This window comes from Paenibacillus sp. FSL H3-0333 (assembly GCF_038002805.1).
In the GTDB taxonomy this organism is placed as follows: Bacteria; Bacillota; Bacilli; order Paenibacillales; family Paenibacillaceae; genus Paenibacillus_AQ; species Paenibacillus_AQ silagei.
In genome coordinates, this window is sequence record NZ_JBBODG010000001.1 from 4,788,306 (window position 1) to 4,812,658 (window position 24,353).

The 24,353-nt window shown below is 50.8% G+C and carries 24 protein-coding genes; 11 read left to right on the forward strand and 13 right to left on the reverse strand.

Annotated elements, in window-relative coordinates; genetic code table 11:
* From MHH78_RS21440 to MHH78_RS21455, 4 genes are all read right to left on the reverse strand, one after another.
* Complete coding sequence (locus MHH78_RS21440; protein ID WP_341168746.1) at positions 1–804, reverse strand: glycoside hydrolase family 73 protein; 804 nt, start codon at positions 802–804, stop codon at positions 1–3.
* A gap of 166 nt (positions 805–970) precedes the next feature.
* Positions 971–1,051, reverse strand: coding sequence for a YjcZ family sporulation protein (locus tag MHH78_RS21445; RefSeq protein ID WP_245368211.1), 81 nt, complete (start codon positions 1,049–1,051; stop codon positions 971–973).
* A 413-nt stretch (positions 1,052–1,464) separates the two neighbouring features.
* Positions 1,465–3,096: a diguanylate cyclase domain-containing protein gene (locus MHH78_RS21450; protein ID WP_341168747.1), complete on the reverse strand. Its 1,632-nt coding sequence runs from the start codon at positions 3,094–3,096 to the stop codon at positions 1,465–1,467.
* 153 nt (positions 3,097–3,249) lie between these two features.
* Positions 3,250–3,855, reverse strand: coding sequence for a pentapeptide repeat-containing protein (locus MHH78_RS21455; RefSeq protein WP_036728930.1), 606 nt, complete (start codon positions 3,853–3,855; stop codon positions 3,250–3,252).
* A 248-nt stretch (positions 3,856–4,103) separates the two neighbouring features.
* Between MHH78_RS21455 and MHH78_RS21460 the strand changes: the two genes are divergently transcribed.
* Entirely contained in the window at positions 4,104–4,379 is a 276-nt protein-coding gene (locus tag MHH78_RS21460; protein ID WP_235218399.1) for a PilZ domain-containing protein, read from the forward strand.
* An 81-nt stretch (positions 4,380–4,460) separates the two neighbouring features.
* Here the strand turns inward: MHH78_RS21460 and MHH78_RS21465 are convergent, their stop codons facing one another.
* The 5 genes from MHH78_RS21465 to MHH78_RS21485 are packed head-to-tail and all read right to left on the reverse strand — an operon-like array spanning position 4,461 to position 7,992.
* A complete protein-coding gene (locus MHH78_RS21465) occupies positions 4,461–5,195 on the reverse strand; it encodes a hypothetical protein (RefSeq protein ID WP_341168748.1) in 735 nt (244 codons plus the stop codon).
* Positions 5,189–5,890 (reverse strand): ABC transporter ATP-binding protein, encoded by a 702-nt coding sequence (locus tag MHH78_RS21470; RefSeq protein WP_341168749.1) that lies wholly within the window; start codon positions 5,888–5,890, stop codon positions 5,189–5,191. Before MHH78_RS21470 ends, MHH78_RS21465 begins: the two co-directional genes overlap by 7 nt.
* A 5-nt stretch (positions 5,891–5,895) precedes the next feature.
* A complete protein-coding gene (locus MHH78_RS21475) occupies positions 5,896–6,279 on the reverse strand; it encodes a GntR family transcriptional regulator (protein WP_341168750.1) in 384 nt (127 codons plus the stop codon).
* The gene (locus MHH78_RS21480) at positions 6,279–7,025 is read right to left on the reverse strand and encodes an ABC transporter permease (protein ID WP_341168751.1); all 747 of its coding nucleotides are present in this window, start codon (positions 7,023–7,025) and stop codon (positions 6,279–6,281) included. The genes MHH78_RS21475 and MHH78_RS21480 overlap by 1 nt, the downstream gene beginning before the upstream one ends.
* Complete coding sequence (locus MHH78_RS21485; RefSeq protein ID WP_341168752.1) at positions 7,018–7,992, reverse strand: ABC transporter ATP-binding protein; 975 nt, start codon at positions 7,990–7,992, stop codon at positions 7,018–7,020. The genes MHH78_RS21480 and MHH78_RS21485 overlap by 8 nt, the downstream gene beginning before the upstream one ends.
* Positions 7,993–8,278: 286 nt before the next feature.
* Between MHH78_RS21485 and MHH78_RS21490 the strand changes: the two genes are divergently transcribed.
* Positions 8,279–8,650 carry a hypothetical protein gene (locus MHH78_RS21490; protein WP_036728954.1) on the forward strand — a complete coding sequence of 124 codons (372 nt, stop codon included), beginning with the start codon at positions 8,279–8,281 and terminating at the stop codon, positions 8,648–8,650.
* A 150-nt stretch (positions 8,651–8,800) separates the two neighbouring features.
* Complete coding sequence (locus MHH78_RS21495; RefSeq protein WP_341168753.1) at positions 8,801–9,412, forward strand: phosphotransferase; 612 nt, start codon at positions 8,801–8,803, stop codon at positions 9,410–9,412.
* 194 nt (positions 9,413–9,606) lie between these two features.
* On the opposite strand, the gene MHH78_RS21500 is transcribed toward MHH78_RS21495, so the two are convergent.
* Positions 9,607–10,545 (reverse strand): phosphotransferase, encoded by a 939-nt coding sequence (locus tag MHH78_RS21500; protein WP_341168754.1) that lies wholly within the window; start codon positions 10,543–10,545, stop codon positions 9,607–9,609.
* A 207-nt stretch (positions 10,546–10,752) separates the two neighbouring features.
* Here MHH78_RS21500 and MHH78_RS21505 point away from each other — a divergent pair, with 207 nt between their 5' ends.
* From MHH78_RS21505 to MHH78_RS21515, 3 genes are all read left to right on the forward strand, one after another.
* Positions 10,753–11,148, forward strand: a complete 396-nt coding sequence (locus MHH78_RS21505; RefSeq protein ID WP_340753882.1) for a hypothetical protein — start codon at positions 10,753–10,755, stop codon at positions 11,146–11,148.
* A 193-nt stretch (positions 11,149–11,341) separates the two neighbouring features.
* Positions 11,342–12,238 (forward strand): sulfurtransferase, encoded by an 897-nt coding sequence (locus MHH78_RS21510; protein WP_341168755.1) that lies wholly within the window; start codon positions 11,342–11,344, stop codon positions 12,236–12,238.
* A 221-nt stretch (positions 12,239–12,459) separates the two neighbouring features.
* A complete protein-coding gene (locus MHH78_RS21515; protein WP_036728968.1) occupies positions 12,460–12,906 on the forward strand; it encodes an OsmC family protein in 447 nt (148 codons plus the stop codon).
* Positions 12,907–13,086: 180 nt separating this feature from the next.
* On the opposite strand, the gene MHH78_RS21520 is transcribed toward MHH78_RS21515, so the two are convergent.
* Complete coding sequence (locus MHH78_RS21520) at positions 13,087–14,001, reverse strand: hypothetical protein (RefSeq protein ID WP_341168756.1); 915 nt, start codon at positions 13,999–14,001, stop codon at positions 13,087–13,089.
* A 232-nt stretch (positions 14,002–14,233) separates the two neighbouring features.
* Between MHH78_RS21520 and MHH78_RS21525 the strand changes: the two genes are divergently transcribed.
* Positions 14,234–15,715 carry a 4-hydroxyphenylacetate 3-hydroxylase family protein gene (locus MHH78_RS21525; protein ID WP_341168757.1) on the forward strand — a complete coding sequence of 494 codons (1,482 nt, stop codon included), beginning with the start codon at positions 14,234–14,236 and terminating at the stop codon, positions 15,713–15,715.
* Between the two features lie 110 nt (positions 15,716–15,825).
* On the opposite strand, the gene MHH78_RS21530 is transcribed toward MHH78_RS21525, so the two are convergent.
* Together MHH78_RS21530 and MHH78_RS21535 are read right to left on the reverse strand one after the other, a co-directional pair.
* Positions 15,826–17,697, reverse strand: coding sequence for an ABC transporter substrate-binding protein (locus MHH78_RS21530; protein ID WP_341168758.1), 1,872 nt, complete (start codon positions 17,695–17,697; stop codon positions 15,826–15,828).
* Between the two features lie 51 nt (positions 17,698–17,748).
* Entirely contained in the window at positions 17,749–19,539 is a 1,791-nt protein-coding gene (locus tag MHH78_RS21535) for an AraC family transcriptional regulator (protein ID WP_341168759.1), read from the reverse strand.
* 246 nt (positions 19,540–19,785) lie between these two features.
* Between MHH78_RS21535 and MHH78_RS21540 the strand changes: the two genes are divergently transcribed.
* The 4 genes from MHH78_RS21540 (at position 19,786) to MHH78_RS21555 (ending at position 24,231) form a co-directional block, all read left to right on the forward strand.
* Positions 19,786–20,700, forward strand: a complete 915-nt coding sequence (locus MHH78_RS21540) for an ABC transporter substrate-binding protein (RefSeq protein WP_341168760.1) — start codon at positions 19,786–19,788, stop codon at positions 20,698–20,700.
* Positions 20,701–20,741: 41 nt separating this feature from the next.
* Positions 20,742–22,388 carry an AraC family transcriptional regulator gene (locus tag MHH78_RS21545; RefSeq protein ID WP_341168761.1) on the forward strand — a complete coding sequence of 549 codons (1,647 nt, stop codon included), beginning with the start codon at positions 20,742–20,744 and terminating at the stop codon, positions 22,386–22,388.
* A gap of 120 nt (positions 22,389–22,508) precedes the next feature.
* The gene (locus MHH78_RS21550; protein ID WP_341168762.1) at positions 22,509–23,471 is read left to right on the forward strand and encodes an ABC transporter substrate-binding protein; all 963 of its coding nucleotides are present in this window, start codon (positions 22,509–22,511) and stop codon (positions 23,469–23,471) included.
* A 13-nt stretch (positions 23,472–23,484) separates the two neighbouring features.
* On the forward strand, positions 23,485–24,231 hold the full coding sequence (locus tag MHH78_RS21555) for a (2Fe-2S)-binding protein (RefSeq protein ID WP_341168763.1): 747 nt from the start codon (positions 23,485–23,487) through the stop codon (positions 24,229–24,231).
* The last annotated feature ends 122 nt before the right edge of the window (positions 24,232–24,353 follow it).

Genomic DNA, 24,353 nt, shown 5'->3' on the forward strand with positions numbered 1-24,353 from the left:
CTACACCCCCTTGCTTGTAACCAGAAGACCGGCGCGGTTCAATACTGTCAGCATCCGGTAGAAATCATAGCTGCCTCCTGACGGCGTATCCAGCAGACCGGCTGCAGACGCGGCCTGTACCGCAGGCTCAGCCCAGGCCGGCACATTCATTACTGTACGGCCCTCAATGACAGCCAGCCGCTCCGCGACACCTTTAATGGCCTGGCCTTGCTCTTGAACGCCGGCCTTCAGTGTATCTCTGCTGACAGACAGCCCTGCCAGCAGCTCCTTCAGTTCCCGCAGCTCGGTTTCCAGCGCCGCAATTTTTTGTTTATCTTCAGCCGACATCTCTTCATCCTCCTTCAGCTCGTCATATTGATACAGGTTATATGAATCCATAATCTGAATCAGCTTGGACGCATAACCCGGGTCCGTTGCGTAGCCTGCAGCAGCAATCTCGCGGGCGGCTGTTTTGCCGTCGACTCCAATAGCCTTGCTGTACAGCTTGGGGTTCCAGGGCACTCCCCCGGTAATCAGTGCGGAATGATCCGCTATAGATTCTCCCCAGTTATGATAGGAACGGAACTGGGCAGTCACCTGTACAGCTTGGCCGTTCCTGTATTCCGTTGTCGGAAGCGCCAGGCTGCCCGCAGGCCCGCTGCCCTTGATGCCGAACAGATTGCCTGCCTTCAGCGTCAAGCCGCTCGTTCCCCAGCCGGATTCCAGCGCTGCCTGGGCAATCGTCAGCGAAGCTGCGATACGGGTGCGCTGCATATCCGCTACTGCGAAAGAAGCGATCCGGGTGATAAATTCGGAGTTCGTCATTGCTTCACTTCCTTTCCTACTATATTAAATGCCCCGCCCTGCCAAACTGCCTGTGCTTATCCCTGTTTATGATGTATATGGAAGTGAGCTGCAGCTTATACGCACGCAAACAGCGCCGGAGCAGATGCACCGGCACTGTTTCAATAACCCACTATATTCCCTTCCACTAAAATACGCTAAGGATAATAATCAGCAAAATAAACAACACCAGTATGGTAGCCGTTGATGTTCTCAGACCTCCACTCATCTGGAGCCCTCCTTTCTTACGCACATGCCCAGCCTTGATTCCTCTACATCATATGCCTGTAGTCCCAAAAAAACTGGGCGAACGCACAATATGGGATTTATATGTAAAAAAAGTATTGTTAAATCTTCCATCCTGGCTTAAACTAGTAATAATTAACTATATCGGAGGGACTAATTTACTATGCCTTCATATTATTTCAAGGAAATTTGGACACCGCTGAGCTGGATAGGCATTAAGTTTTTCCGGGACGACGAAGGATTTCTGTGGATAAAGAGATGGTCTAATCCACGTAAGCGGTTACGCTGAACGTAATGAGATAACGTCAAACAACCTTTTTTCCGGCACAAGAGAAGCATCCCCGTCCTGCCGATAAAAGGTTGTTTGTTGTTTCTGTCTGCTGTTGATTGCTGATGCTAAGATGCCGCCTCGAAGGTAATCCGGTTCTTCCCGCTCCGCTTGGAGATATACAATGCTTCGTCTGCAAGCCGCAGGGTCAGGGTGGTATCTCCGCCGTCCGGAGTCCATACAGCAGCACCTACGCTGCAGCCTACACGAAGCTCCTCGCCTTTAATCAGAATCGGCTGGTTGATCTTGCTGATAATCCGCGAAGCCACCACCTCCGCTTCCTTCATCGGTTTGCCCGCCGAGGTATTCAGAATAATCACGAATTCATCGCCGCCCAGCCGGGCAACGATCTCATTGTCCCGCGTACAATCCATCAGCCGGAAGGCCACCTCCTGCAGCAGGGCATCTCCAACCGCATGGCCGAAGCTGTCATTCACTTTTTTGAAGCCGTCCAGATCCATGTACAAAAAGCTTAGTGTCGTCCGCTTCTGCTTGGCCTTACTGACCGCATGGGCCAAAAACTCATCCAGTGCTGCCCGGTTGGGCAAGCCGGTAAGCTTATCATGCAGCGCCATATCCGACATATAGCTCAGCTTAGTCTCTGTCTTGGTCAGGTTGTTCACCAGGCTCCGCAGGGAGGCCGACAGAATCGCCACATCCTTGAACCGGGTAGAGGCCGGGATCTCCACATCGGCACCGGAGCTGAGCAGGTCGGCTGTACGGGTGATATCCCTCAACGGTCGGCTGATCCATCCGGCCAGCAGCCAGCCGATTAGTGCGAAGGCCGCAGCGGTCAGCAGACCGCTGATCAGGATGAAGCGTTCAAGCTGATGGACTGAGGCAAAAGCGATGTCTGCCGGCTGACGGATAATGACCGTCCAGCCAAGGCCCGGGTAGTTCATGTAACCATCGCCATAGGCGTATCCCGTTAAATAGGAGTCACGGCCCCGCTCCTGTTCGATCACGTATGAGCTCTTACCGCTGCGGGCCTGCTGCAGGACCGCATCCGTCATTCTTTTGCCGGTGAGCGCTTCTGGTCCCAATAGAATGGTGTCGTCCTTCTTACTGACCACGAACACCTCCACGCCCTTAAGCCGTTCCTTGAGCGGATTCACAATGGAGGCCTCGACCTCACGTGACCACTCCCAGCTAAGATGTGCCGCCAGCACGCCGCTTGTCTGTCCTTGCTTGTCCATGACCGGCACACTCACATCAACAAACTGCAGGGCTTCCCCTGTAGGATTAGGCAACAGCTTAGAGAGCAGCACCGCATCGTGGACATCCCCGACGAAGGTTCCCTTAAGCGCCTGCTGAAAGACAGGCCTCTGGCTGATATTCGTTCCTTGTAGAATCCGATCCGTGGAAGCAACCACATTCCCTGTCTTATCCAGGAAGCCCACCCAGGTGAATACCGGCAGACTCTTCTTCAGCTGATTCAGCAATCCGCCAGCCTCTGCTTGGTCAACGGGCTCCTGAAAAGCATTCAGCTTACTCAAAACTTCTATTTCACCGGAACGTGACCACATGAACTGATCAAGCTTCTCGGACATTTGATTGGCCTCTGCGGCCAGGGAGCTGCCGATACTGACTTCCACAGAAGTGGTGGAGCGGTTGCCGATCACATAGCTGAGAATAGCCGTGAGCAGAATGATAATAACCGCAAATGCTGCTGAAAATAAAGTGCGAAGACTTAATGACATGTACACTCTCCTCTTCCGATGACCTTGTTCATGCTTCCGACCACTGAAGATATCTTGCGGCAACATGTCGAACTGGGTCGATATTTCTTTATCGGAAGAGTCCGGCAGAAATATAATACAGCTTCCGGCACACAGCCGTTTTTTCTTGAGTCGTTACCCTACCTTCGCTCCCATAGAACGGGCCAGCAGCACAGCCTGCTCCACATCCAGCCGCACTCCTTTGAGCTCCAGGCTCTTCAGGTCAATCCCCTCCAACTTGGCGTCACGCAGATCGGCCCCTGTAAGCTTGCACTGCGCAAGCTGCACCCGGCTTAAATCCGCCCCGCGCAGATCCGCCTTTTGCAAATCGCAGCCCTGCATGTCTGCCTCGGTGAACCGGATGCCCCGCAGATCCTGCCTGCTGAGATTCAGATGGCGCAGATTCGTATAGGCCCAGTCCCCTCCGCTAAGTGTAATTCCGTCCATATAGGCATTGGCGAAATCCGATCCGACCATCTTGCAGTTCTCGAACTTCGCCACGAACAGATTGGCTCCGGTGAACTTGCAGTTGGTGAACGCGCCATCCGTGTGCAGCGAAGCATTCAGCAGGGCACCGGTGAAATCGCAATCGACAAACCGGCAGCCGGTGGAGGTCATCTCTTCCATAGAAGCTCCCCGAAAGGAGCAGCGCTCAAAGGTGCAGCCGTTTATTTCTCCATCCTGCAATGCTGCGTAATCAAAATTATGCTCATTAAAGGTTTCATTATGGTATTGATACATAGTTTAAGCACCTCTTTATCTGGGTATTGGAGCAAAGGTATGGTATAACAGATACTATATAATTCTTTAAATATACTACTTTAGGAGATTGTCCAAGTGTAGCCGTTTCGATATAATAGCAAATAAAATAGCGGAGGTAAATGATGGATGACTCCAGCAGAAAAGAACCATTCCGATATGTAATGAACCAGCCCATCGATTGCTGGCTTGAGATTCCCGCCAGTAATTCGGGACCGGGAGCGGGAAAATTGACTGAAGGTATTCTGCTTGACCTTAGCCGCTCCGGCTGCAAGGTCCGCACGTCGCTGAACCTCCGCTTCACCGCAGGGGATACGAAGCTGATTATTCATTTTCAGCTGGCGGAAGAGAAGCTACAGTATGAAGGCAGTGTCCGCTGGGGCTGGATGTTCGGTCTCGGGCAATACCAGTATGGGGTAAGGCTGGACCTGCAGGAAGACGAGGAAGAACAGCTGCTGCGGGAGCTGGAGCTCTGGACCAGCGGAAGAAGCGCGCAAGGCTTGTAGCCTTTGCACTCCCTAATAATGCATACAAACGCAAGCAAGGCTGATTAGGAGCCTTGCTTGCGTGAAATAGGAACGTATCTTTTACACTTCGATTCTTCTCCTCACCAGCGTAACCATTCCATAGACCATCAGGCAGACCACCGCCACTTCAAACAGCAGCGCCCCTTGATTGAATGAAAGATACTGTATAGTGAAATCACTACCGGACTGGAGTCTTCCAGGGTAAATCTCGAAGTTGAAGGCATTATCTAAACCTATGAAATATGTGTCAAAAAGAAACTTCTCCAGATAACCAATCCCGTTCTCCAGCAGGACCAGAAGGGCGATGCCAAGCCAGACTCTCCCCTTCATGCGCAGACTAAAGGCTACTGTAAAGGAGAACATCACCATCACCATGAGAAAAAGGATGGACCAGACCGATTGAAGCAATGCCCGGAAGCCAACCGTCAGCAGATTGCCGGGCAGAAAATCCACCGTGTACAGCAGCTTGTAAATCCCCAGATGGGCCAGACCCAGAAGTACGACCACCCCGATCAGCAGCAGCGCCAGCAGCATGGGAGACAGGACCGTCTGCAGCGCAGTAACCGGCAAAAGCCGCCGCTGATAGGATTTAAGATTACGGAAATATCCGGTAACGGCTGTAAATATCATTGCGATGGCCAGTATACAGTAAATAACCAGATTCAGGGAGGCCAAGTCTGCGTCTATCCTAGCACTGGAGATCCACAGCCCGGCCTGCACGAGTAACGCAATGACGATGAAGACGAGAATACGTTCTTGTCGGCGTTTAAGATCATATTTTAATAGCTTCAGCATTCGGCAAACACCTCTCTGAACAGCTCATCTACACTTTTCCCGTGTTCTTGTCTTAGCTCCTCCACCGGACGATGCAGCACAATCTCCCCATCCTTCAGGAAAATCACCTCGTCAAAGATCCGTTCGATATCCGTCACCAGATGGGTGGAGAGCAGAATACTGCTGTCCTCCTCATAGAACTCCATCAGCGCATTCAGAATCTTGGTCCGTGCCACCGGATCAACGCCTCCAATCGGTTCATCCAGCAGATATAATCTGGCCCGGCGGGAGAGTGCTAAGGTCAGCTGCAGGCGTTCGTTCATCCCTTTGGATAACGTCCGCACCTTATCCGCTGTACGCAGCTTCATGAAATCCAGCATCCGCAGTGCCTTAGCCTGATCGAAATCCGGGTAGAAATCCTGCTGGAATCTCAGCGCATCCCCGATATTCATCCATGACTCCGTTACCGGCACATCCGGCATGAAGGAGACGAGCTTCTTGCTCTCTATGCCCACGGGCATCCCGAGGACTGAGATCCGGCCCGAGGCGGGCCAGGCGAGTCCTGAGATCAGCTTCATGAGCGTGCTTTTGCCGCTGCCGTTACTTCCCAGAAGGCCGGTGATGGTGCCGCTGCCCAGCTTGAAGGAGACCTGGTTCAGCGCGTGTCTAGGGCCGAACTGTTTGCTTACATTCTGAATGTCAAGTATATCGTCCACTCTTCTTACTCCCCCTGTTCTTGGTCCCGCTGGTGGATGTTCTCTGCTACTGCAGTAAGTATATCTTCGCCCTGGAAGCCTAGCTCCTGCATTCCGCGGATAAAACGGTCCAGCACATCCTGTGCCATCTCCTTTTTGACGGTCAGTATCGTCTCTTCGCTTCCGGTCACATATCTGCCCATGCCGCGGTGGGTCTCCACGATGGTCTCACGCTCCAGTTCCTGAAATGTTCTTTGCACGGTATTCGGGTTAATCTGCAGTTCAGCGGCCAATTCACGGACAGAGGGGATCTTGTCTCCAGGCTTCAGCTTGCCGGTGATAATCTCTCCCTTGATGTAATTCATGATCTGGAGATAAATCGGCTGGTTATTATCGAATTCGATCCCCATCAAGCAACATCCCTACGTCTGAAGACGGCGAAGCCTGCAAGCAGGAACAGTGTCATGTAGATGCACAGCAGGATAATGGAGAAGGTTAGTGTCATTCCCTGCATCGGCGCACCGCCATCCTTGTAGGCTGCGAGATTAAGATTAGGGAACAGCACATATTTGTAGAACTCACGGGAAATGACCAGCTTGTCGATGGTGGTGGCGAAGATGGTTGCTCCAATGGTTACGCCAGTCGATTTCGTCAGAATCCCCAGCATGAAGCCGATCGTAGCGTAGACGGTGCAGTACACAGTTGAATACAGCAGCGAAGTTAGGATCTCACCGATTCCCGCTTCCCCTCCGCTGAGTCCGAAGAAGACCGCTCCTGAGAGGAAAAGCCCCACCGTCGCAACTACCTGCATGCTAAGTGTATAGAGTAGTACAGTTACATATTTGGAGGCCAGAATCGCCGTGCGGCTGCGGGCACGGATCAGCAAAAATTTGATCGTCCCCTGGCTGTATTCCCTGGATACAATCCCCGCCGTCCCGACGATCACCAGAATGGCCAGAAGCTGGCCAATGCCTCTGGGCTGCAGGGAATCCGCTGTAAAGTCTACCGCTGAAGCATACATATCTGCGGCAAATGTACGAGTCATATAGCCCACTGCCAGCGACAGCACCAGTAGGATGACATAAGGAATGATATTGCTGCGTTTCTTCGATATTTTGAGCCATTCATTCAGCACAAGCAGATTAAATTTACGCAATGCGGTTGCCCCCTGTCCATTTCAGGAAATCCTCTTCCAGACTTTGTCTATTCTCAGTAATCCGGTATATCCCGACCTTAGCTTCGCTAAGTGCCGCCACCAGCTCCGGTACGGATCCATCCGGCAGCTGTACATGCAGCTCGGAATGGGCTTCATCTGCTCCAGTGACCTTGACGCCCTGCAAGGCTCCGGCCACAGTCCGTGCAGCTTCAATCTTGTCTACCCGGATAGCAAGCGCTACCTCACTCTGCGCCTCTGGTGCTTCCGTAAGCTGTGTCACCGTTACAAGCTTGCCGTTCTGAATGACCACCGCGCGGTGGCAGATCTGTTCAATCTCAGCCAGCATATGACTCGAGATTAGAATGGCAATGCCCTCTACCTCTGCTATTCTCCGCATATAGTCGCGCATCTCCCGGATGCCGGCGGGGTCCAGCCCGTTGGTCGGCTCATCCAGAATGAGCAGCTTCGGCGAGTGGAGCAAGGCCTGAGCAATCCCCAGACGCTGGCGCATACCGAGGGAGTAGGCCCGAACCTTCTTGTTAATCGCCTCCTGCAGCCCCACCAGCTCCACGACCTCCTTGATCCGTGATACCCCGGCTCCATCACTCATTCGTAAATATTGCAGCAGGTTGTCGTACCCGGTCATATGCGGATAGAACTCAGGATTCTCAATGATCGCCCCGATCTGTGAGATCGCCTGCTTGAATTCCTTCCGGATGCTGTGTCCATGAATCAGAACATCCCCTCCGCTCATGCGGATCAGTCCGGTCATCATCCGGATGGTGGTCGTTTTGCCGGCGCCATTCGGTCCCAGCAGCCCGACAATCTCTCCCTTATGGATCTTGAAGCTTAGATTATCTACAATGGCCTTCCCTTTTATCACTTTACTGACGCCTTGCATTTCCAGTACGGTTTGTTCTTGCGCAGGGCCTGACGGCTCCTGAACATAATGAGCGGTTGTATTCATTACAGCCTCCTTGTGCGGATCGGTATAGGTGGAGTATTAATTCCACGGGTTATTGCTAAGCTGGAACATGTGTATTTTCAATGTTGTATTGGTGTGTTAGTTAAATAGTACACTAGTAATTTCGGTTTGTAAAGCAGGTTTGTGAAAAATTTCCTGAAGCACTGTGTAAACAGGCTATACGTGCAGGGGTTCTAACCATACCAATCTCTATCAGCATACATAGAATAGTATTGCAGGTGGCAGTATCATGCTGCTTTTGCCAAAACGGCTTCAAGGAGGAATACACATGAATAAAGAGGTTCATATCTCGCAGACTTATCCAAGACTAACGGTGTACAGCGAAGAAAACTTCCGGGGAAGAAGCAGAATCTACAGAGGTAATCTCGGTATCCGCGATACGGACAATATTCTGGATGGCATCGAAAGTCTCCGCTTCTTCTCCACCAGCAGCAATGCTACGCTCGTCCTGTTCAGCAGAACCCGGTTCAGAGGCAGCTTCCGCGTGCTTCGCGGCAATCACAGCATCCGCGATCTGGATGACTTCATCTCCGGCAATGACGTAGAATCGATCATCTCTACCAACCAGAGACTGACGCTGGACCAGATCCGCCGTATCCGCAGCAGCGGGGAACTTCCTCCAGGCTACCGCTTAATCTAACAGAATAGGCACGTGAAACAGGGCACCCTCTGGTATCGCCCAGCCGGAGAGTGCCCTGTTTGGTATGACTTTGGATTAGTGAATTTCCTATGATAGGATATTATTGTAAAATAGTCAATAAAACTAATTTTGAAGGAGGACCAACAGAATATGAAGCCACTGGATATCCATCCAACAGCGTTGTATGAGGAGGTTCAGTCCGACATTGGCAGCTTTCAGGTCTTGAGAAACTACAGGCTGAATAGTGTGAGAACCGGGGTCTGGAAGCTGCAATCCGATCAGGACTCTAAATGTTATTACTTAAAAACGTACAGCCGCAAACAGAGATGGCATCCTGAGGTTTATGCATACCGTCACTGGATAGGTCAGTTGAAACCGTATGTACCTGAGTTAATAGCTGCTTACGAGGGGGAGAGTTGGCAGGCTATATTAATTACAGCAATCGACGGGTTCATTATGAGAGAGACGGCACTAAGCCCAAGTGCTGCTAAAGCTGCTTTTTATAAGGCTGGTGAGTTAACAAGGATTCTGCATCTATCGCAGACAGGCCGCTGGTTCGGCCGCCCCGATAAATATGGAAACCCGATAGAGCTAAGGCACCATGCTGACCCGGTGCAGTATGTTGCTGATGCAATTCAGGACTTAACTTCTCAGTGTGTTGTTGAGGGGGCTGGCTGTGGACAACTTCTCCATTCTGTTCGCCAGATATTTCATAGATCATCCATCAGCCAGAGATGCCTATTTTGCAGGGTATGGACTTGAAGTGCTTAAGGACCAGTCTGCTGAAATACAAATATGCTTCATCAAAATGGCCCTCGGCGATATCTGCTGGGGTACTCACCATCATCAGCCCGAAGTCGTCCGATCCGGCAGAGAGCTTATGAAAAGAATACATAATCAGCAGCTTTTCCTGTAAGGAAGCTTGAAGACAGTGCAAGTTCCCTGCAGCTTCCCGCCTACATCGCAGCTACCTCTGCCGCCAGCTCCCGGACCTGCTGTTGCAGGACATTCACCTCATCGGTCCCTTCCCAGTAGCGGGTGGCGAAATGCAGGAATACGTCTATCTTGCGCAGGAGCATTAGCACCGGAATCGCCGCCAGTTCCTCGGGAGTCAGCGTAACCCTGCGGTTATAACCCCGCCAGAAATCACGGATAATCCACTCCGAGTCCTCATGACTGAGCAAGGCCGACAGAATTACAGCAGCATCCATAACCCGTACATCCCGGGTGCAGAATTCAAAATCCAGCAGCGCGACCACCTGTGCTGAGTCCTCCCCATCCACCAGCAAATTGGAAGCATTCAGATCGCCGTGTACCAGCTGATGCGGCAGACTCTCAAGCTGTTCCAGCGAGTCAGCCACATTGTCGTAGGCCTCCACTAATAGGGTCAGCTCCGGCAGCAGCTCCTTCAGAGATTCGGGCGGGTCCTTCACCAGACCATGCAGCGCTTCACGGGTGCATAGCGGATAGGAGGTCCGCAGCTCGTAGTAGGGACGGTACACTGGAGCTATCCCTGTCTCCACTTTAGCCAGGGCAACGGATAATGTGCCTGCCGCCTCTCCAAGCGAATCATAGAAGCCGGAATCATGTTCGGTGGGAGATTCTCCTTCAATATAACCGAACAGGCAGGCGTATTTATCTGTTCCATCCTCCAATTGTACTAACGTCTCTCCCGTAACAGTAAGAATCGGAACAGGTATTGTAAAAGGAAGATTCAATCCGTTTAGCTTCTGCAAGACAGTATGCTCGAACACTATTTTATTCCTGTCTCTATGTGTATTATAGACGCGCAGCACAGCGCGGCGTTCCCCGCTCTCCACAAAATACGTAGTATTATTCCAGCCTCCGCTCTGTTTGCGCAGCGTACCTTTCCATTCAGGCCAGGCCTGACTCAATATAGCTTCCGTAGGCTTATGCCCCCTTTCTTATACGTTCAGAAGCAATTGTAGAATCCGGATACTGCGATGTCAAATCTACTAGGATAGGGGCGGTTCGCTATCCTCTGATCCAGTCGCCTTTTTTAGTAAACGAAAGACAATTATACAAAACAATCTATCAGATTTACATATATTACTGTATCAAAAGAAAAGGAGGATTTCCAAATGCCTATTTATACGATTGGTGCAGTACCCAACCTCGAACCAACCGGAACAGTGATTTCCCAGTTTGTGCAGCTCCGAATCACCAATACCACCGCAGGAAGACTCGAACCCATTGTAGTCAATGCCTACAGTGTCACAGATGCCGGCCCGGAGGGGATAGCTGAAACCCTGAATTTCACAACAACGTTCGCAATTGCTGCTCCAAATGGAGTAGTGACTCTCATCATTCCAACTACGGTAGCCAACTACAGTATCACCGTTTCTTCACCTGGTGCTCCCGGATTCGTGAACGACATCTCGCTATACGCAGTAGCCCGGGATGCAGCCGGATTCATAGTATTTGATCAGGTATATCCATTCGGAGACTGGAACATCATCGGTCCCGTCCTTAGTTAACCTCATTTCATTGCTCAGGCGAGTCCTGAGCTTTTTTTGTTTCTGGTCAAACTGTACAGAATAGCAGCCCGCTCACTATCACGATCACTCCTGACCTGATAAGCCTATGCTTGCACCGCTTCAATAATATGCGGAATGCCTGATTATCCGCTATAATATAATCCAAATGATACAAGCAAAGGATGGGATACATATGGACGCAACCGTAAGCAAACGCTGGCTGCTCGCCAGACTCTATGAGCCTGAACAGACCATCGTAGACTGCCGGTTCACATTAGGCCAACCTGAGGCCGGCAGAGACAGCTATGAACAAGAGCATATTCCAGGCGCGGTCTATCTCGATTTGGAATTGGATCTGTCTGCTCCTGTAGGCGAACATGGCGGACGCCATCCCCTGCCAGACCCGCAAGTGCTGGCATCCCGGCTCTCGAAGCTCGGCATAGGCAATGATACTCGCATTGTCGCCTACGACGATGAGAACGGCATGAACGCCGCCCGTCTGTGGTGGCTGCTGCGTTACCTGGGGCATGAGCAGGTATTCATTCTGGAAGGCGGCTTCAGCCAGTGGAAAGAGGGTAAATATCCGGTGACGGATCATCAGCCGGTGCGGGTGCCTAGTACCTTTACAGCTAATGTTCAGCCGCAGATGCTCGCGGGAGTTGAGGAGGTGCGGGAGGTATCGGAGAAGACAGTTAATAATGCTGGCGCTGAGTCTGAGAGTGACGTCAACGTTGCGGATGCCGTGCCTGCTCTTCCCGTGCTGATCGATTCCCGGGCTAATGACCGCTATCACGGCCAGAATGAGACCCTGGACCCGGTCAGCGGGCATATCCCTGGTGCGGTCAACTACTTCTGGAAAGACACGCAAAATCCGGACGGTAGCTTCAAGAGTGCGGAGCAGCTTGAAGAACATTATGCCGGACTGGACAAAGACCGTGAGATCATCGTCTACTGCGGCTCCGGCGTAACCGCCTGCCCGAATGTGCTGGCGCTGGAGAAGGCCGGGTATAAAAATGTACGGTTGTATGCGGGAAGCTGGAGTGACTGGATCAGCTATGAAGATAACCCGGTGGCTACAGGAGACGAGTAAGAGCCGATTGACCGCATCGGACTCGAGTTTTGGGGCTGTGACAGGTTGCCGGAAGGCAGGCTGCTCACGGCCCTTTTTCGGCATTTTCGCGCGCGCTGTTCCAGAGATCGACAAGTTGGTAATTTGAGGATTGACAATATGACCCGTTAAATTTAAAATAATCACAGCGGAAAAGTATGATTTAAATTATTATAAACTAACCATAGAAGGAGATTTTTAAAATGACCGCTCTCCAAACCTTTAAAGCATCTGCGCATTTGCAAGACGGAGTCCAAGTGAAAGTAGCATCCCGAAACTTTGAATTTATTATTGACGAGCCCAAAAGCTTAGGCGGAACTGATACCGGTATGAATCCGGTCGAAGCTTTGCTGGCCTCACTGGGAGCATGTCAGTCTATCGTGGCCAGAGTGTATGCGCCTAAATTCGGCGTGAACCTCAAGGATTTCTTCGTGGATGTAGAAGGCGATCTTGATCTGGATGGCTTTTTCAACAAGTCGGAGGTGCGTCCGGGCTATTCAGAAATTCGGTATACCTTCCGTATTAAAACAGATTCACCCAAAGAACAGGTTGAAGAATTTGTACGATTCCTGGAAAGCAAATGCCCAGTTGGAGATACGCTCGCAAACCCGGTTAATCTCAAGCTGGAAAGCATTATCATCGAAAGCTAAGCAACCGATCAGAACCGAGAAGCTTCGTCGGACGCAGGTTTGGGGGCTGGGACAGGTTAAAAGGCAGTGACCTGTCCCAGCCCTCTTTGGGTTTTTCTGTCAACAACTTGCAAACGTTCCGGGTTAGCAGCCCCACTCCCCTTCGTCAGTTCTACCTATGACCGGTCCGGCTACCTTCTACTACAGTTTGGTCAGCACATGCGCACTCACAAAGTAATCCCTGTCTTCGTATTCATCATGGACGAACTCCCACAGCAACGAAAACCTTAATTCAACTTTATACAACCGCATAATTTGCGGATGAACGTGGACAAATGCCCCCGGCAAGCACAAGCCTTGTTGCGCCATCTCCGGCAGATGCCCGTAAATCAGGTCCAAGTTTTCACGGAGATCTCCTCCCGTCAGCTCCAGAGTCTTCACAGTAGCCGGGCTGGTATAGCCGGTTGCTAATATGCGCTGCAGCAGCAGAGTATCGGTTAAATGGACAATCACCCCGTCCGGTGCCAGGAGGGCCTGCAAAGATTGAAAGATGTTGATATGAATCCGTTCAAGCAGCCGATCCAGCTGAGCGCTGAATTCCGGTTTATGGGCAACCTTGTTTTTCTTCCGGTAAAAAAAGGCGGAAATGAGCTGCGTCGTGAAGCATAAATTCATGACCACGTCAAAAGGAGGATGCAACGGCGAAAAATCCACGTTGGGCAGCAAATCGTCAACCTTTGCTTTCAAGTCATCCGGTGAAGACACTTCCGTTCCTACTCCGGTCAGATCAATGATTGCCCGTTCGTATTTTTCCGGGTGTGCCGACTTGGCCAGAAAACGGTCCAGCGCTTTTTCATCAATATCGACGATCGTGATCCGTTCAAATATAGACTCGATATACGAAATGGGCACATCGTTTCCGTTCCCGGCCCCGAGCAGTAAAATATGCCCGCGCCCGCAGCGGTTATGTTCCAGCGTTTGCTCCAGAACTTGCTGAATCTGAGCCCGGTAGCCCGCCCAGTGCTGCCAATCATGCTGGGTCGAGTCATTTCGGAGGGTGTTGGCTTTGCGGAATTTGACATAAGGAACATTGACTTTTCTCATAAATGGATTCATAGCGTGATTCACCTTTTCTATCTAGAATGGAGCATTAACGAAATTATAACTTTTTTGGAGCAGGCGGTAAAAGAATGCTTTACAACATATTCGGGCTCACTGAAATTGCAGATGGATTAGGGCTCTCTCTCACGATCTACGGACAATGTACAAAGCAGATCATGGTTACGTATATTAAAAGCAATAACACGGCTTTTTTTAGTGAAAGCTGTCTTTTAAAGAGGTGAACCGTGTGCCTATTAAAACAGGTAGCCAATACATCGAACGTATCGACCGGCAAAATATCAATATCTTTTACAAAGGAACACGGATCGAAGGTCCTCTATCCAAGCATCCCGCATTTCAAGGTCTCATACAAACCCAAGCCGAAATGTACGACATGCAGTGTGATGAGCGTTATTTAGCACAGATGACCTACCCTTCACCCGCTACAGGAGAGCCTGTTGGTCTATCTTTTCTTCCTCCCAAGAATGCTGAAGATTTACAGCGCCGCAGAAAAATGATTGAGCTCTGGTCCAACTGCCATCATGGCTTTTTAGGACGTTCCCCGGATTATATGAATACAGCCCTCATGTCTCTGTTTACAGCTGCCGGTATCCTTGAGGAGCTGAATCCGAAATATGCTGAGAACCTCAGGAAGTACTATGCTTACTGCCGGGATCATGACATTACCTTATCCCATGCATTCATCCAGCCGCAAGCAAGCAAAATATCCGGCCAGATTGATGCTACAGAGGATTCTATCGCTGCTAAAGTCGTAGAAATCAATGATGAAGGGATCATTGTAACCGGTGCTTTTATGATGGCAACACAAGGGGCTACATGCGATGAAATGCTCGTATTCCCGACGCCTTCCCCCTCGTTTGTGGATGATGATAATCCGTTTGCGTTTGCCTTCGCTGTGCCAAATGATCTGCACGGGATGACTTTTTTTTGCCGTGAAAGCTACGCAGCCTCCTCTGCCTACGACCATCCGTTAAGCTCAAGATATGAAGAAATGGATACACTAGTCATATTTGACCGCGTTCTTATCCCTCATGACCGTGTATTTTATTACGGAGATGAAATGTACTGTTCCCGATTGTTCGGCGAGAGTCACTTCCATACGCATCTGGCCCATCAAATCATCACCCGCTATATTGCTAAAACAGAGTTCTTTCTCGGGTTGCTGGAATCTTTGGCGGAAGAACAAAACGTTATCCCTGAGCCCCATACTATTCAGCCTATTTCCAGAACGATAACCTATTTAGAGACCTTCAAAGCCTTAAGACTTGCTTCTGAAATAGGGGCTTCCCCGGACAAATTCGGATATCTCGTTCCAGACAAAGGTCCACTTTTGGCTTCGTCTGTTCACTTTTCGGAATTTTATCCGGAACTGATTGAAATGGTTCAAAATATCAGTTCAAGCGGTCTCATCATGATCCTCTCGGAGTCCGACTTCGATACAAGCGCGGGTACGTACCTTAGTCAGTATTTGAAGGGTTCGGCTTCAGAGGCCTGGTTCCGAAACGCTTTATTCCGGCTTGCTTGGGAACTCGGAGCGGGTGCATTCGGAGGGCGACAAATCCAGTTTGAGCGGTTATTTTTTGGCAGCTCCCACACACTGGCCTGGCGTATGTACAACAGCTATGATAATCACGAATCCTTCCGTCACATCATTCACGAGTTCATTGCGCCAGAAGAAATTCGATCCGTTATGAGGGGAAGCCGGTAACTCAAAGACACTCTGCTCATTGTTCTGAGGAGAGTGTCTTTTTTCTCGGAAAATCATCATTTAAAAGTCTGATGTCTCCATGCTTCCGGGGCTGCTTCAGGTCCAGCCGTCTATTCCTGCAGCTTCGATACCTGCTCAATCAACGCATCAACGCCTCTGTCTACGGTATAAGGGCCATTGTTCCAGTTCACACGGGATACATTAATAATCCGGTTGTTCTTCACCGCAGGGATGCTCTGATAGACAGGCTCCTTGAACAGCTCCATCATGGTAGCCAGCTCTTCATCCGTCATTTGTGTAAAAAAGTAATCCGCCGGCTTGTCCACCAGCATCTCCATGGACAGTACCGTTCCCCCATCCGCATAGGGCTTGAATTGCTCAGGCATTGCAAAACCGAAATCCTGATAGATCAGCTTGCCCAAGGTACCTCCTTCCCCTCCGAGCAACACCTCTCCGTTACGGATAATGAATGAGATCGCTGTAGTTCCTTCATCAATTTTGATGTTGATGTTATCGCGGATGCCCTGCAGCTTCTCATCGAAGGAAGCAATCCATTGCTCCGCTTCCTCTTGCTTACCCATAATATCGCCCATGGTTGTTAAGGTATTCACCACATCCGGGTCACCGCCCCAGGCGACTGCTACAGTTGGAGCAATCTTCTCATAGGTCTCAATTACATCTTCACCAAGATAGTCCGGAATGATAATCAGATCTGGCTCCAATGCAGAGATGGCCTCAACACTGCCTGTTCCTGCCCCTATATTCTCCACAGTCTTCATCTCTTCTTTGTATTGATCCAGCGTCTCCTGGTTGACACCCGCCGGCATCAGGCCGAGAGGAAGCATATAACCGCCATAAGCGAGCGCCACTACCGCGCCAGGCTCGACTGGAATTTCCACCTGTCTGCCGAAGCCATCGGTAAATATTCTTGTTGCTGCTGCTTCGGGTTTCGTATTCCCGCCTCCGCAAGCTGCAAGCAGCACAGACAGACTGAACAAGAGGGATACGGCAAAAGGGGGTTTATAGCTAACTTTCAAATCATTCACACTCCATGTTCTGTATTGATAATGATTATCACTGATATCAATATAGCGTTGTTCTTTCGCTGGAGCAATGAACGATTCCGGCATATCATTGGTAGGAATTGAACCTTTGTGTAACGGTGCGTGCATTTTGAACTGGGCGGGGGTCTCTCCGTACAGCTTTTTGAAAAGTCTGCTGAAGTAATAGAAATCCGTATACCCGACACTTTCAGCAACATGGCGGATAGGAGCATCTGTCCCTGCCAGCAGGGTTCTGGCTTGCTGCATCCGGGTCCGGCTCACATACTCCATGGGACTGCAATCATACTTACGCTTGAATACCCTCACCAAATGATGGGCGCTGTAGTGGAACAGCTCAGCCATAGCTGTCATAGAGAGGGGCTGGCGATAATATTCCCGGATATAACGGGCGATCTGTTCAGCCAGATCCGGTTCCGCCTGCTGCGCTCCCGCCAGCTGGAGCTGACGAAATTGTTCAGACACGAACTGATAGAACAGTCCGGTCACCTGCATCCGTTCCAGCTCCCCTCCGCTTTTCCAAAGCTGAAGCATGCGCTCTTGCAGGGAGAGGATCATCCAGGGATCGCTCCCTTGGAAGACATAGGGCTGCTGGAACGGATTGTGCTTGCCCCCCGCCAGGTCTGTGAATGGACTGCCGGGACAAGGCTTGTATAAGATCAGGTAATAATCAAACGTACTGCTCAAGCAGCAGATATGAAGAACTGCACCTTTTCCGCCATGTACGACCTGGTGATTGCCTGATGCGCTCCCATACTCGTCCAGCATGACTTTGGCTTCACCCTGATTCGTGAACACAAACGCACTTGAAGGCAAAGTATAACTCTGAAGCTTCTCTCCCGGCTGCATGATCACATGACGAACATCCAACACTTTCACAGGCACATGATTCCATAACCGTATTCTTTCTGACCACTCCATAGAAGCACCTCTATAACTAATAAGCTTACATACTTGTATAACTCTCTTCATTTATCCTTGATCCGCTTGAGCAATCAGCTTGGTCATTTCCTCTGCCTGCAGCAGAGCCGAGAGCGGATCGGACAAGAAGTAGTTCTCCCATTGCAGCTCTATGATCCCGCAGCCGGCTGCCCGGTGAAGTTCAGTCATATCCGGCATGTGCCCCTCCCTTCCACTCTGCTTGCTTCTTAGAACCAGCAGATAATCCTCCGTGTATTGGGCAATGTCCTGCTGATCAATCCAAATCGACTCATGTCCTTGCTCGAACAGCTCCTGCCACACTTTCCATGGCGGCTGCAGCCCCAGCACTTCATAGGCAGCTCTCCCGCCCCGGGTGGCTGCATTGCCTATAACCCGAATCTCCTGACTCCAATTCGGGTCAATCACAGTGAACGTCCGCCGTTCCGGGCATTGCCGCAATATCGCATTCCGCACATAAGCTGCCCGTGTCTCATATTCGGTAATCCACTTCGCCGCTTCCTGAGTGCGGTTCAGAATATGCCCCATGGCGGCGATCCCTTCCCCGGCTGAACGGAAATGATCACTCTGAAAGACTACTGTAGGAGCTATCCTCGCAAAGGAAGCAAAGGCTGTCTTGTCCCAGGTAATGATCAGATCAGGTTCAAGTTCAAGCACCTTCTCTATAGATACCTGGTTGTGGTTGCCGATATCTTGTACCTCAGAACCTATATACTGCCCAAGCAGCCGGTTGCTGTCCAACAAGGTATGCGGAGCTCCCACAGGTGTCAGACCCAAAGCCAGCACTTCTCCCAGGCTCCAATCTATAACTACCCGCTCAGGCTTGTCCGGAATAGTAATCTCACCCATCACCGTTTGTATATTTCTTCTTTTGTGCCCGATACCCGCCATAGGGGAAGTACGCCCTCTTGTCTGTTCTATAAGGGTCTCATGGGCCATCTGTATAGTGCGCGGTTGCAGGATTATCCTGTCCTGTATGCCTTCTCTTTCACAATCGCTGATCTGCCGCCTGTAATAATCGGGAGATACACCCTCGTGCTTCTTGAAAAAACGGCTAAAGGCATAGGCGTTGGCATAACCTACCCGCTCTCCGATTTCCTGCAAGGTTGCTTCCGTATGCAGCAGCTCATAGGCTCTATTCAGACGAATACGCGCCAGTACCTGCCCGGGGCTTGTCTGCAGCTTGCTCTTGAACAGTCTGGTTAATAATCTCGGACTGCAATGGGTCACAGCAGCAACATGAGCTACAGTCAGGGGGGTACCGTAATGATCCTGCATATATCGAACAGCCAGACGGGTACGGTCAGGACCAAAGAGGCTGATCTCCTGCTGCTGCTGATGCATCTGCTGCAGCAGCTCGTAGAGCCACTGGTAGAATATCGCCGTGACTTGAATCCGTTCAAGAAAAGCTATATTTCCCCACTTCTCATACAGCCTGGAAGCAAGCTCCAGTAGCGGGAGCGGATAATGCGGCTTCAACCCATATTCACACTGTAAGGTTATGCCGGGAAGCTGCTCATTCAGCGGTTCCTGCACCTCCCCCTCAGTCTCAACCAGCATATACATGATCGAGTACAGCTCAATCCCCGTGTCAGCCTTCATACGCACAACGGCGCCTTTACTTCCGTGCAATACATACCAGCCATCCAATGCATGAGGCGTCTCATCCAACCACAGCTGGCCCCGTCCCTGCACCAAAATAAAGGTATGGGAGGACAGCCGCTGCTCTCTGTATTCCCTTCCCGGTTCCATGCCTGATTGACGGATATCCAGCAGACGGACCGCCTGATTATCCCAAAGCTCAATATACCCCTCTATATTCATAAGAAAACTCCAGTCTCAATGCTTGAACACTTCAAGATTCGTTATCATCTGTCCCCATAGTATATGATAATGATTCTCAGTGCAATGCCTCCCATGTTCCGAAACAGGTATGCCGAATGTTCCTGATTGGTCATTGTGTAAATAGAGACCACCTTCTATAGTGATAATAGTTCTCAATAAGAAAGAGGGTCGAACATTATCAAAAGGTTCAATTTGTACTACATAGCCTTATTGTGTATGCTGGCAATGGCTATATTGCTCACAGGATGCTCTAAGCAGAATTCCGGCCGTCCAGGGAATACAGCCGACCATTCACAGGATAAGCGTATTCTCTCAACTGTAAAAGGGGATGTGGAGGTCCCTGCACACCCTTCCCGGGTGGTTGTGGACTGGAACATTGGCGATGTGCTGGCTGTTGGGTTGACGCCGGTAGGCGTTCCGGGCAGTTTGCTGGACTACGGGGAATTCCTGCGCAAGCCGCTTGAAGGCGTGGAAGATATCGGCAACCATAACGAGGTATCCTTGGAGAAGATCATTCAGCTTAATCCGGACCTGATCATCACCTGGAACCAGGAGGCTTATGAAGCTTATTCCAGAATCGCCCCTACTGTCGTATTCATAGCCGATGATTATGACTCCATGCAGGCAGAGGTCAGCGCAATGGGAGAAATTCTTAACCGTCAGGAAGAAGCTCAGAAGTGGAACAAGTCCTTCGGGGAGCGGACCCAGGCCGCCCGTGCCAAAGCACAGGCTGCTGTGCCGGCTGGCGCAACCTTCACGATAACGGATTTTAACTGGTTAAAAAGTGTGGGCATTGTAGGCAAAAGTGCAAATCGGGGCGGCAAGGCCGTCTACGAGCTGCTTGGACTGACTCCTGCTGAGAAAGTAAAGACGGAGCTCTTTGATCAGAATAAGGAGAGCATTGAAATCAGCTCCGAGGTGTTCGGGCAGTATGTAGGTGATTATCTGCTGGTGATGAAAACAGTAGGCGCATCTGACGAGACCATTCCCGGGATATGGAGCGAACTGGATGCAGTCCGTAACGGCCAGGTGTATGAGCTGGATATTCATCAATACCTAAGCTCAGACCCGTATACCTCTATCCTGCAAGCGGAGGATATTGCCGAACGACTGGCCAGTAAGCAGACGATGCTCAAGTAATGTAAGAAATAAGCGCACAATAGCGAACGGGAGTGCAAAGAATGAACAGTAAGGATGGAATCCCGCCTGCGGGAGCCTTCGGACAGCTTGATCAGATGTGGTTCAGGCTTCGGAGCAGCGAGCAGAACAGCAGTCTCACGGGAGGGTGTTCACTCCGACTGCAATTCCTTGAATCGCATCTGCTCCTGATTCCAGTTTCGGGCCGGGGCTGGATCACTGTGGACGGCAGGTATGGCGAACTCAGAGCGGGAGCTGCCTTTGTCTGCCTGCCGGGGCAATTAATCGAAGCCTGCCTGGACAGTTCAGGCGAACCGAATATATACATTCTGCGGTTTGATGTATTTAGCCAGCAGAATCCGCCTGTACAACCGGGCCGAATAAGCTCAACGGAGCCCCCGCTCCCCTTCTCCCTGGAAGGAGAAACAACAATCTCTTCTTCAGTTACATACAGTAAACACTGTGAGGCTATCACCGCTTCCCTTGGCAGTACAGACCCCTTACAGCAGCTTCTTGCCCAGAGCAGATTCTATGAGCTGCTGTTCAGTCTGCTCAGCGATGCCCGGCAGCTGCAGCCTAGCGATACCGATACGATTATGGAACGCGCCAAGACCTATATAGAACAGCACTACCGTGAAGAGCTGTCCATCTCCCTGCTGGCTGGGGAAGCGGGCATTAGCGTAAGGCATTTCATCCGGCTGTTCAAGCACAAATATGGTCTTAGCGCCATCGAATACCTGACCGAATATCGGATCAGACAAGCAAGAAGTCTTATGCTGCCGCATTCGAATTATGAATTAAAGGATATCGCCGCTTATGTCGGTTACAAGGACGTTCCTTATTTCCGGCGCAAATTCAAGCAAATTACCGGTGTAGCTCCCGCGACCTTCATGCGGAATGCCAAGCTGAAGATCGTTGCCTACCACGGCAGCCTGATTGGGACGCTGCTTACCCTGAATATTATTCCCTGCGCCGCACCGGCTGACCATCCCTGGACAGAATATTACCGCCGTAAATATGAGACAGATGCGGTTCTGCCGCTTGCCCAAGATGACGCTATCCGCATCCAGCAGCTTGCTTCCCTCCGCCCTGATTATATTCTGGGGCTGGAACCATCGGTCAGCCGGAGGATGGTACCGCAGCTTCAGGCGATTGCCCCCACGTTCTTTGTGTCTAAGCTCCAGACGGATTGGCGCACGCAATTACACTTCATTGGAGAATGCGTGGGCAGAGCACCGGAAGCAGCCGCTTGGCTGAACAACTATGAGCGTAAGGCCAAGAGCATCCGGGCGCAATTAGGTCAAGATTCAGCCATGGGCAAGCTGCTCCTTGCCCGCATATCCGGGCAGTCCATCACCTTGCTATCTACGCGAAGCTTAGCTGAGGTATTCTATGATGATCTGAATTTCATTCCGGCGTCCGTTGTGGATCGTAGACTGAGCAATCAGACAATAACCCCGGAGGAGCTGTGGTCGTCAGATGCGGACAAGCTGCTGTTCATAGTGGATGAGGATGCAGCTTCGCAAGCCTTATGGTCTGCATTCCGGGACAGAGAGTCCTTGCTGCCCCCTGATCCCGCAGGGTTTTCACGAATCGAGTACCTCCCTCCCTACCCTTGGACTGAGTATAGCTCGTTCACCCAGGAGTTGGTTCTTGACTCCGCGCTGGCACTCTGGCGTAATCAGACATGAAATATTGGCGCGATTGTCAATAGTCGAATCCTTCAGATTGTTTTATACTCCTAACAGTGATATTGATTCTCACTCTCAGGTGAGATGACAGGTATTCATACTCAGGAGGTTATTGAAGATATGCGACAGATAAGACAAAGAATGGTGTTCTGCATGGCGATAGTATTAACATTGTTAATGACGGCTTGCTCCAACAACAGTGGACAGGCCAAGGTGGCCGCAGACGCCGAAGCCGATTTCCGGGTAGTAGGCAGTGAGAAGGGCGAGATTAAGATCCCGGCCCATCCGACCAGTGTCGTCGGCCTATCCGTAGTCTACCCTGAGTTTCTACAAGCGTTAGGCGTTACGCCCGTTGCTGTACAGAACTACCAGGAGGAGTTCCCGACTTATCTAGAGGAGCCCTTCAAGGATACGCTGAAGATGGGCATAGCCCAAACTCCGAATTTTGAAATGATTCTCTCTGCCAATCCTGATCTGATCCTCGCCCCTACATGGTGGTCGGCTAAGGACTGTGACCAGTTGTCGGGGATCGCTCCGACGGTTCTGCTGCCGCAGCGCGATGACTGGCGGGATGAGCTGAAGGATATCGCCGGGGTACTCGGCAAGACGGAGCTTGCAGAGAAGGTAATTAAGGATCTGGAGGCTCAGGAGGCAGAAGCCAAGCAGAAGCTGGATGATCTGGTGGGTAATGAAACGGTGATGTACATGATGGTGATGCCGGGCAGCTTCGTTCTTTACGGGGATCAGATTGACCGCGGAAAATTCCTTCACACTACGCTTGGGCTGGAGATGATCCCGAATTTCCCGACTAAAGATCCTTCCTTATCCATCTCACTGGAGAAGCTGCCGGAGTATAATCCCGATCACATCTTCCTTCAGTTGAATAACGAGGACGATGCCGGGGTGAAGAAAACCTATGAAGATATGCTGAAGAGTCCATTATGGAAGAACATGACTGCGGTCAAAAAGAACCAGGTCTACACCATGGCCGGCAAGGATTGGTTCAACCTGGGGATGTCTCCTCTGGCTAACCGTTATGCGGTGGATGCGGTGCTTCAAGCCTTTGAAGGCAACTCCAAATAAAGGGGGGCTTCAGATGGGCAACACTGGCGAGCTCCAGAGGGCTGAACGTTACTTCATCTCCCCTGAAGCTGTTGAGAACGCAGTGGTTACTTTACGACTGACAGAATTATGTATGCCCGCACATGCTGAGCATCTGCTTACCACTTATGCTTCCATGCTCGGGACTGAGGATAAACGTATAGCGGCAGCCATTTTCTGCACATGGATCGCCGGGATCTGCGGAGCCAAATACGCACTGCTCACAGCCGCAGATCCGCTGGCTCATGCCTTGCGACTAAATAACCTGTCTGTGCAGCTCGTCCGCACGGATGGTTATCCCGAATTCGCCTTCCCTATCCATAACCACCGGGAGGGTATCAATGACCGGAACAGGAATGGAAATGAGATCATAGATGAGCTTGGGTTGTTCTACACGAACGAGGTCAGACCAATTATTGCGGCGCTTGCCGAGGCTTCACAGACCAAAGCGGTGATGCTGTGGAAGCATGTCTATAATCAGTTGTATACTTTTATCGAAGAGGATGCTCTTGACGCCTCCAATGAGTGCAGCCGCAGCCACATCCACAGGCAATTCCAAGCTGTACTCTGGGAGCTGACGCCGGAGGCATTCGGACTTCGCAGCAATCCGTTCCGTATCACACCCAAGTTCCGGAGAGACCCCCACCCTCCGCACGATACGATATCTGTGAAGGCTACCTGCTGTCTGGCCTATAAACTCAGAGCGGATCATGACTATTGCGACGGATGTCCTATCATTTAACCGGCACGGCCTAATAGACTACTCACCGGCTTGGAACCTTTTCCCATCCGGTTTTTTTATGCAAATTAACTTACTTCACTCTACAAGAATATCCGCCATATTCCGACATATTATTTAAGAGC

Excerpts from the sequence above, each read along its gene's own strand:
- MHH78_RS21440 (WP_341168746.1), bottom strand. The coding sequence starts at position 804 with ATGACGAACTCCGAATTTATCACCCGGATCGCTTCTTTCGCAGTAGCG.
- MHH78_RS21445 (WP_245368211.1), bottom strand. The coding sequence starts at position 1,051 with ATGAGTGGAGGTCTGAGAACATCAACGGCTACCATACTGGTGTTGTTT.
- MHH78_RS21450 (WP_341168747.1), bottom strand. The coding sequence starts at position 3,096 with ATGTCATTAAGTCTTCGCACTTTATTTTCAGCAGCATTTGCGGTTATT.
- MHH78_RS21455 (WP_036728930.1), bottom strand. The coding sequence starts at position 3,855 with ATGTATCAATACCATAATGAAACCTTTAATGAGCATAATTTTGATTAC.
- MHH78_RS21465 (WP_341168748.1), bottom strand. The coding sequence starts at position 5,195 with ATGCTGAAGCTATTAAAATATGATCTTAAACGCCGACAAGAACGTATT.
- MHH78_RS21475 (WP_341168750.1), bottom strand. The coding sequence starts at position 6,279 with ATGGGGATCGAATTCGATAATAACCAGCCGATTTATCTCCAGATCATG.
- MHH78_RS21485 (WP_341168752.1), bottom strand. The coding sequence starts at position 7,992 with ATGAATACAACCGCTCATTATGTTCAGGAGCCGTCAGGCCCTGCGCAA.
- MHH78_RS21490 (WP_036728954.1), top strand. The coding sequence starts at position 8,279 with ATGAATAAAGAGGTTCATATCTCGCAGACTTATCCAAGACTAACGGTG.
- MHH78_RS21495 (WP_341168753.1), top strand. The coding sequence starts at position 8,801 with ATGAAGCCACTGGATATCCATCCAACAGCGTTGTATGAGGAGGTTCAG.
- MHH78_RS21505 (WP_340753882.1), top strand. The coding sequence starts at position 10,753 with ATGCCTATTTATACGATTGGTGCAGTACCCAACCTCGAACCAACCGGA.
- MHH78_RS21510 (WP_341168755.1), top strand. The coding sequence starts at position 11,342 with ATGGACGCAACCGTAAGCAAACGCTGGCTGCTCGCCAGACTCTATGAG.
- MHH78_RS21515 (WP_036728968.1), top strand. The coding sequence starts at position 12,460 with ATGACCGCTCTCCAAACCTTTAAAGCATCTGCGCATTTGCAAGACGGA.
- MHH78_RS21520 (WP_341168756.1), bottom strand. The coding sequence starts at position 14,001 with ATGAATCCATTTATGAGAAAAGTCAATGTTCCTTATGTCAAATTCCGC.
- MHH78_RS21530 (WP_341168758.1), bottom strand. The coding sequence starts at position 17,697 with ATGGAGTGGTCAGAAAGAATACGGTTATGGAATCATGTGCCTGTGAAA.
- MHH78_RS21535 (WP_341168759.1), bottom strand. The coding sequence starts at position 19,539 with ATGAATATAGAGGGGTATATTGAGCTTTGGGATAATCAGGCGGTCCGT.
- MHH78_RS21540 (WP_341168760.1), top strand. The coding sequence starts at position 19,786 with ATGGCTATATTGCTCACAGGATGCTCTAAGCAGAATTCCGGCCGTCCA.
- MHH78_RS21545 (WP_341168761.1), top strand. The coding sequence starts at position 20,742 with ATGAACAGTAAGGATGGAATCCCGCCTGCGGGAGCCTTCGGACAGCTT.
- MHH78_RS21550 (WP_341168762.1), top strand. The coding sequence starts at position 22,509 with ATGCGACAGATAAGACAAAGAATGGTGTTCTGCATGGCGATAGTATTA.
- MHH78_RS21555 (WP_341168763.1), top strand. The coding sequence starts at position 23,485 with ATGGGCAACACTGGCGAGCTCCAGAGGGCTGAACGTTACTTCATCTCC.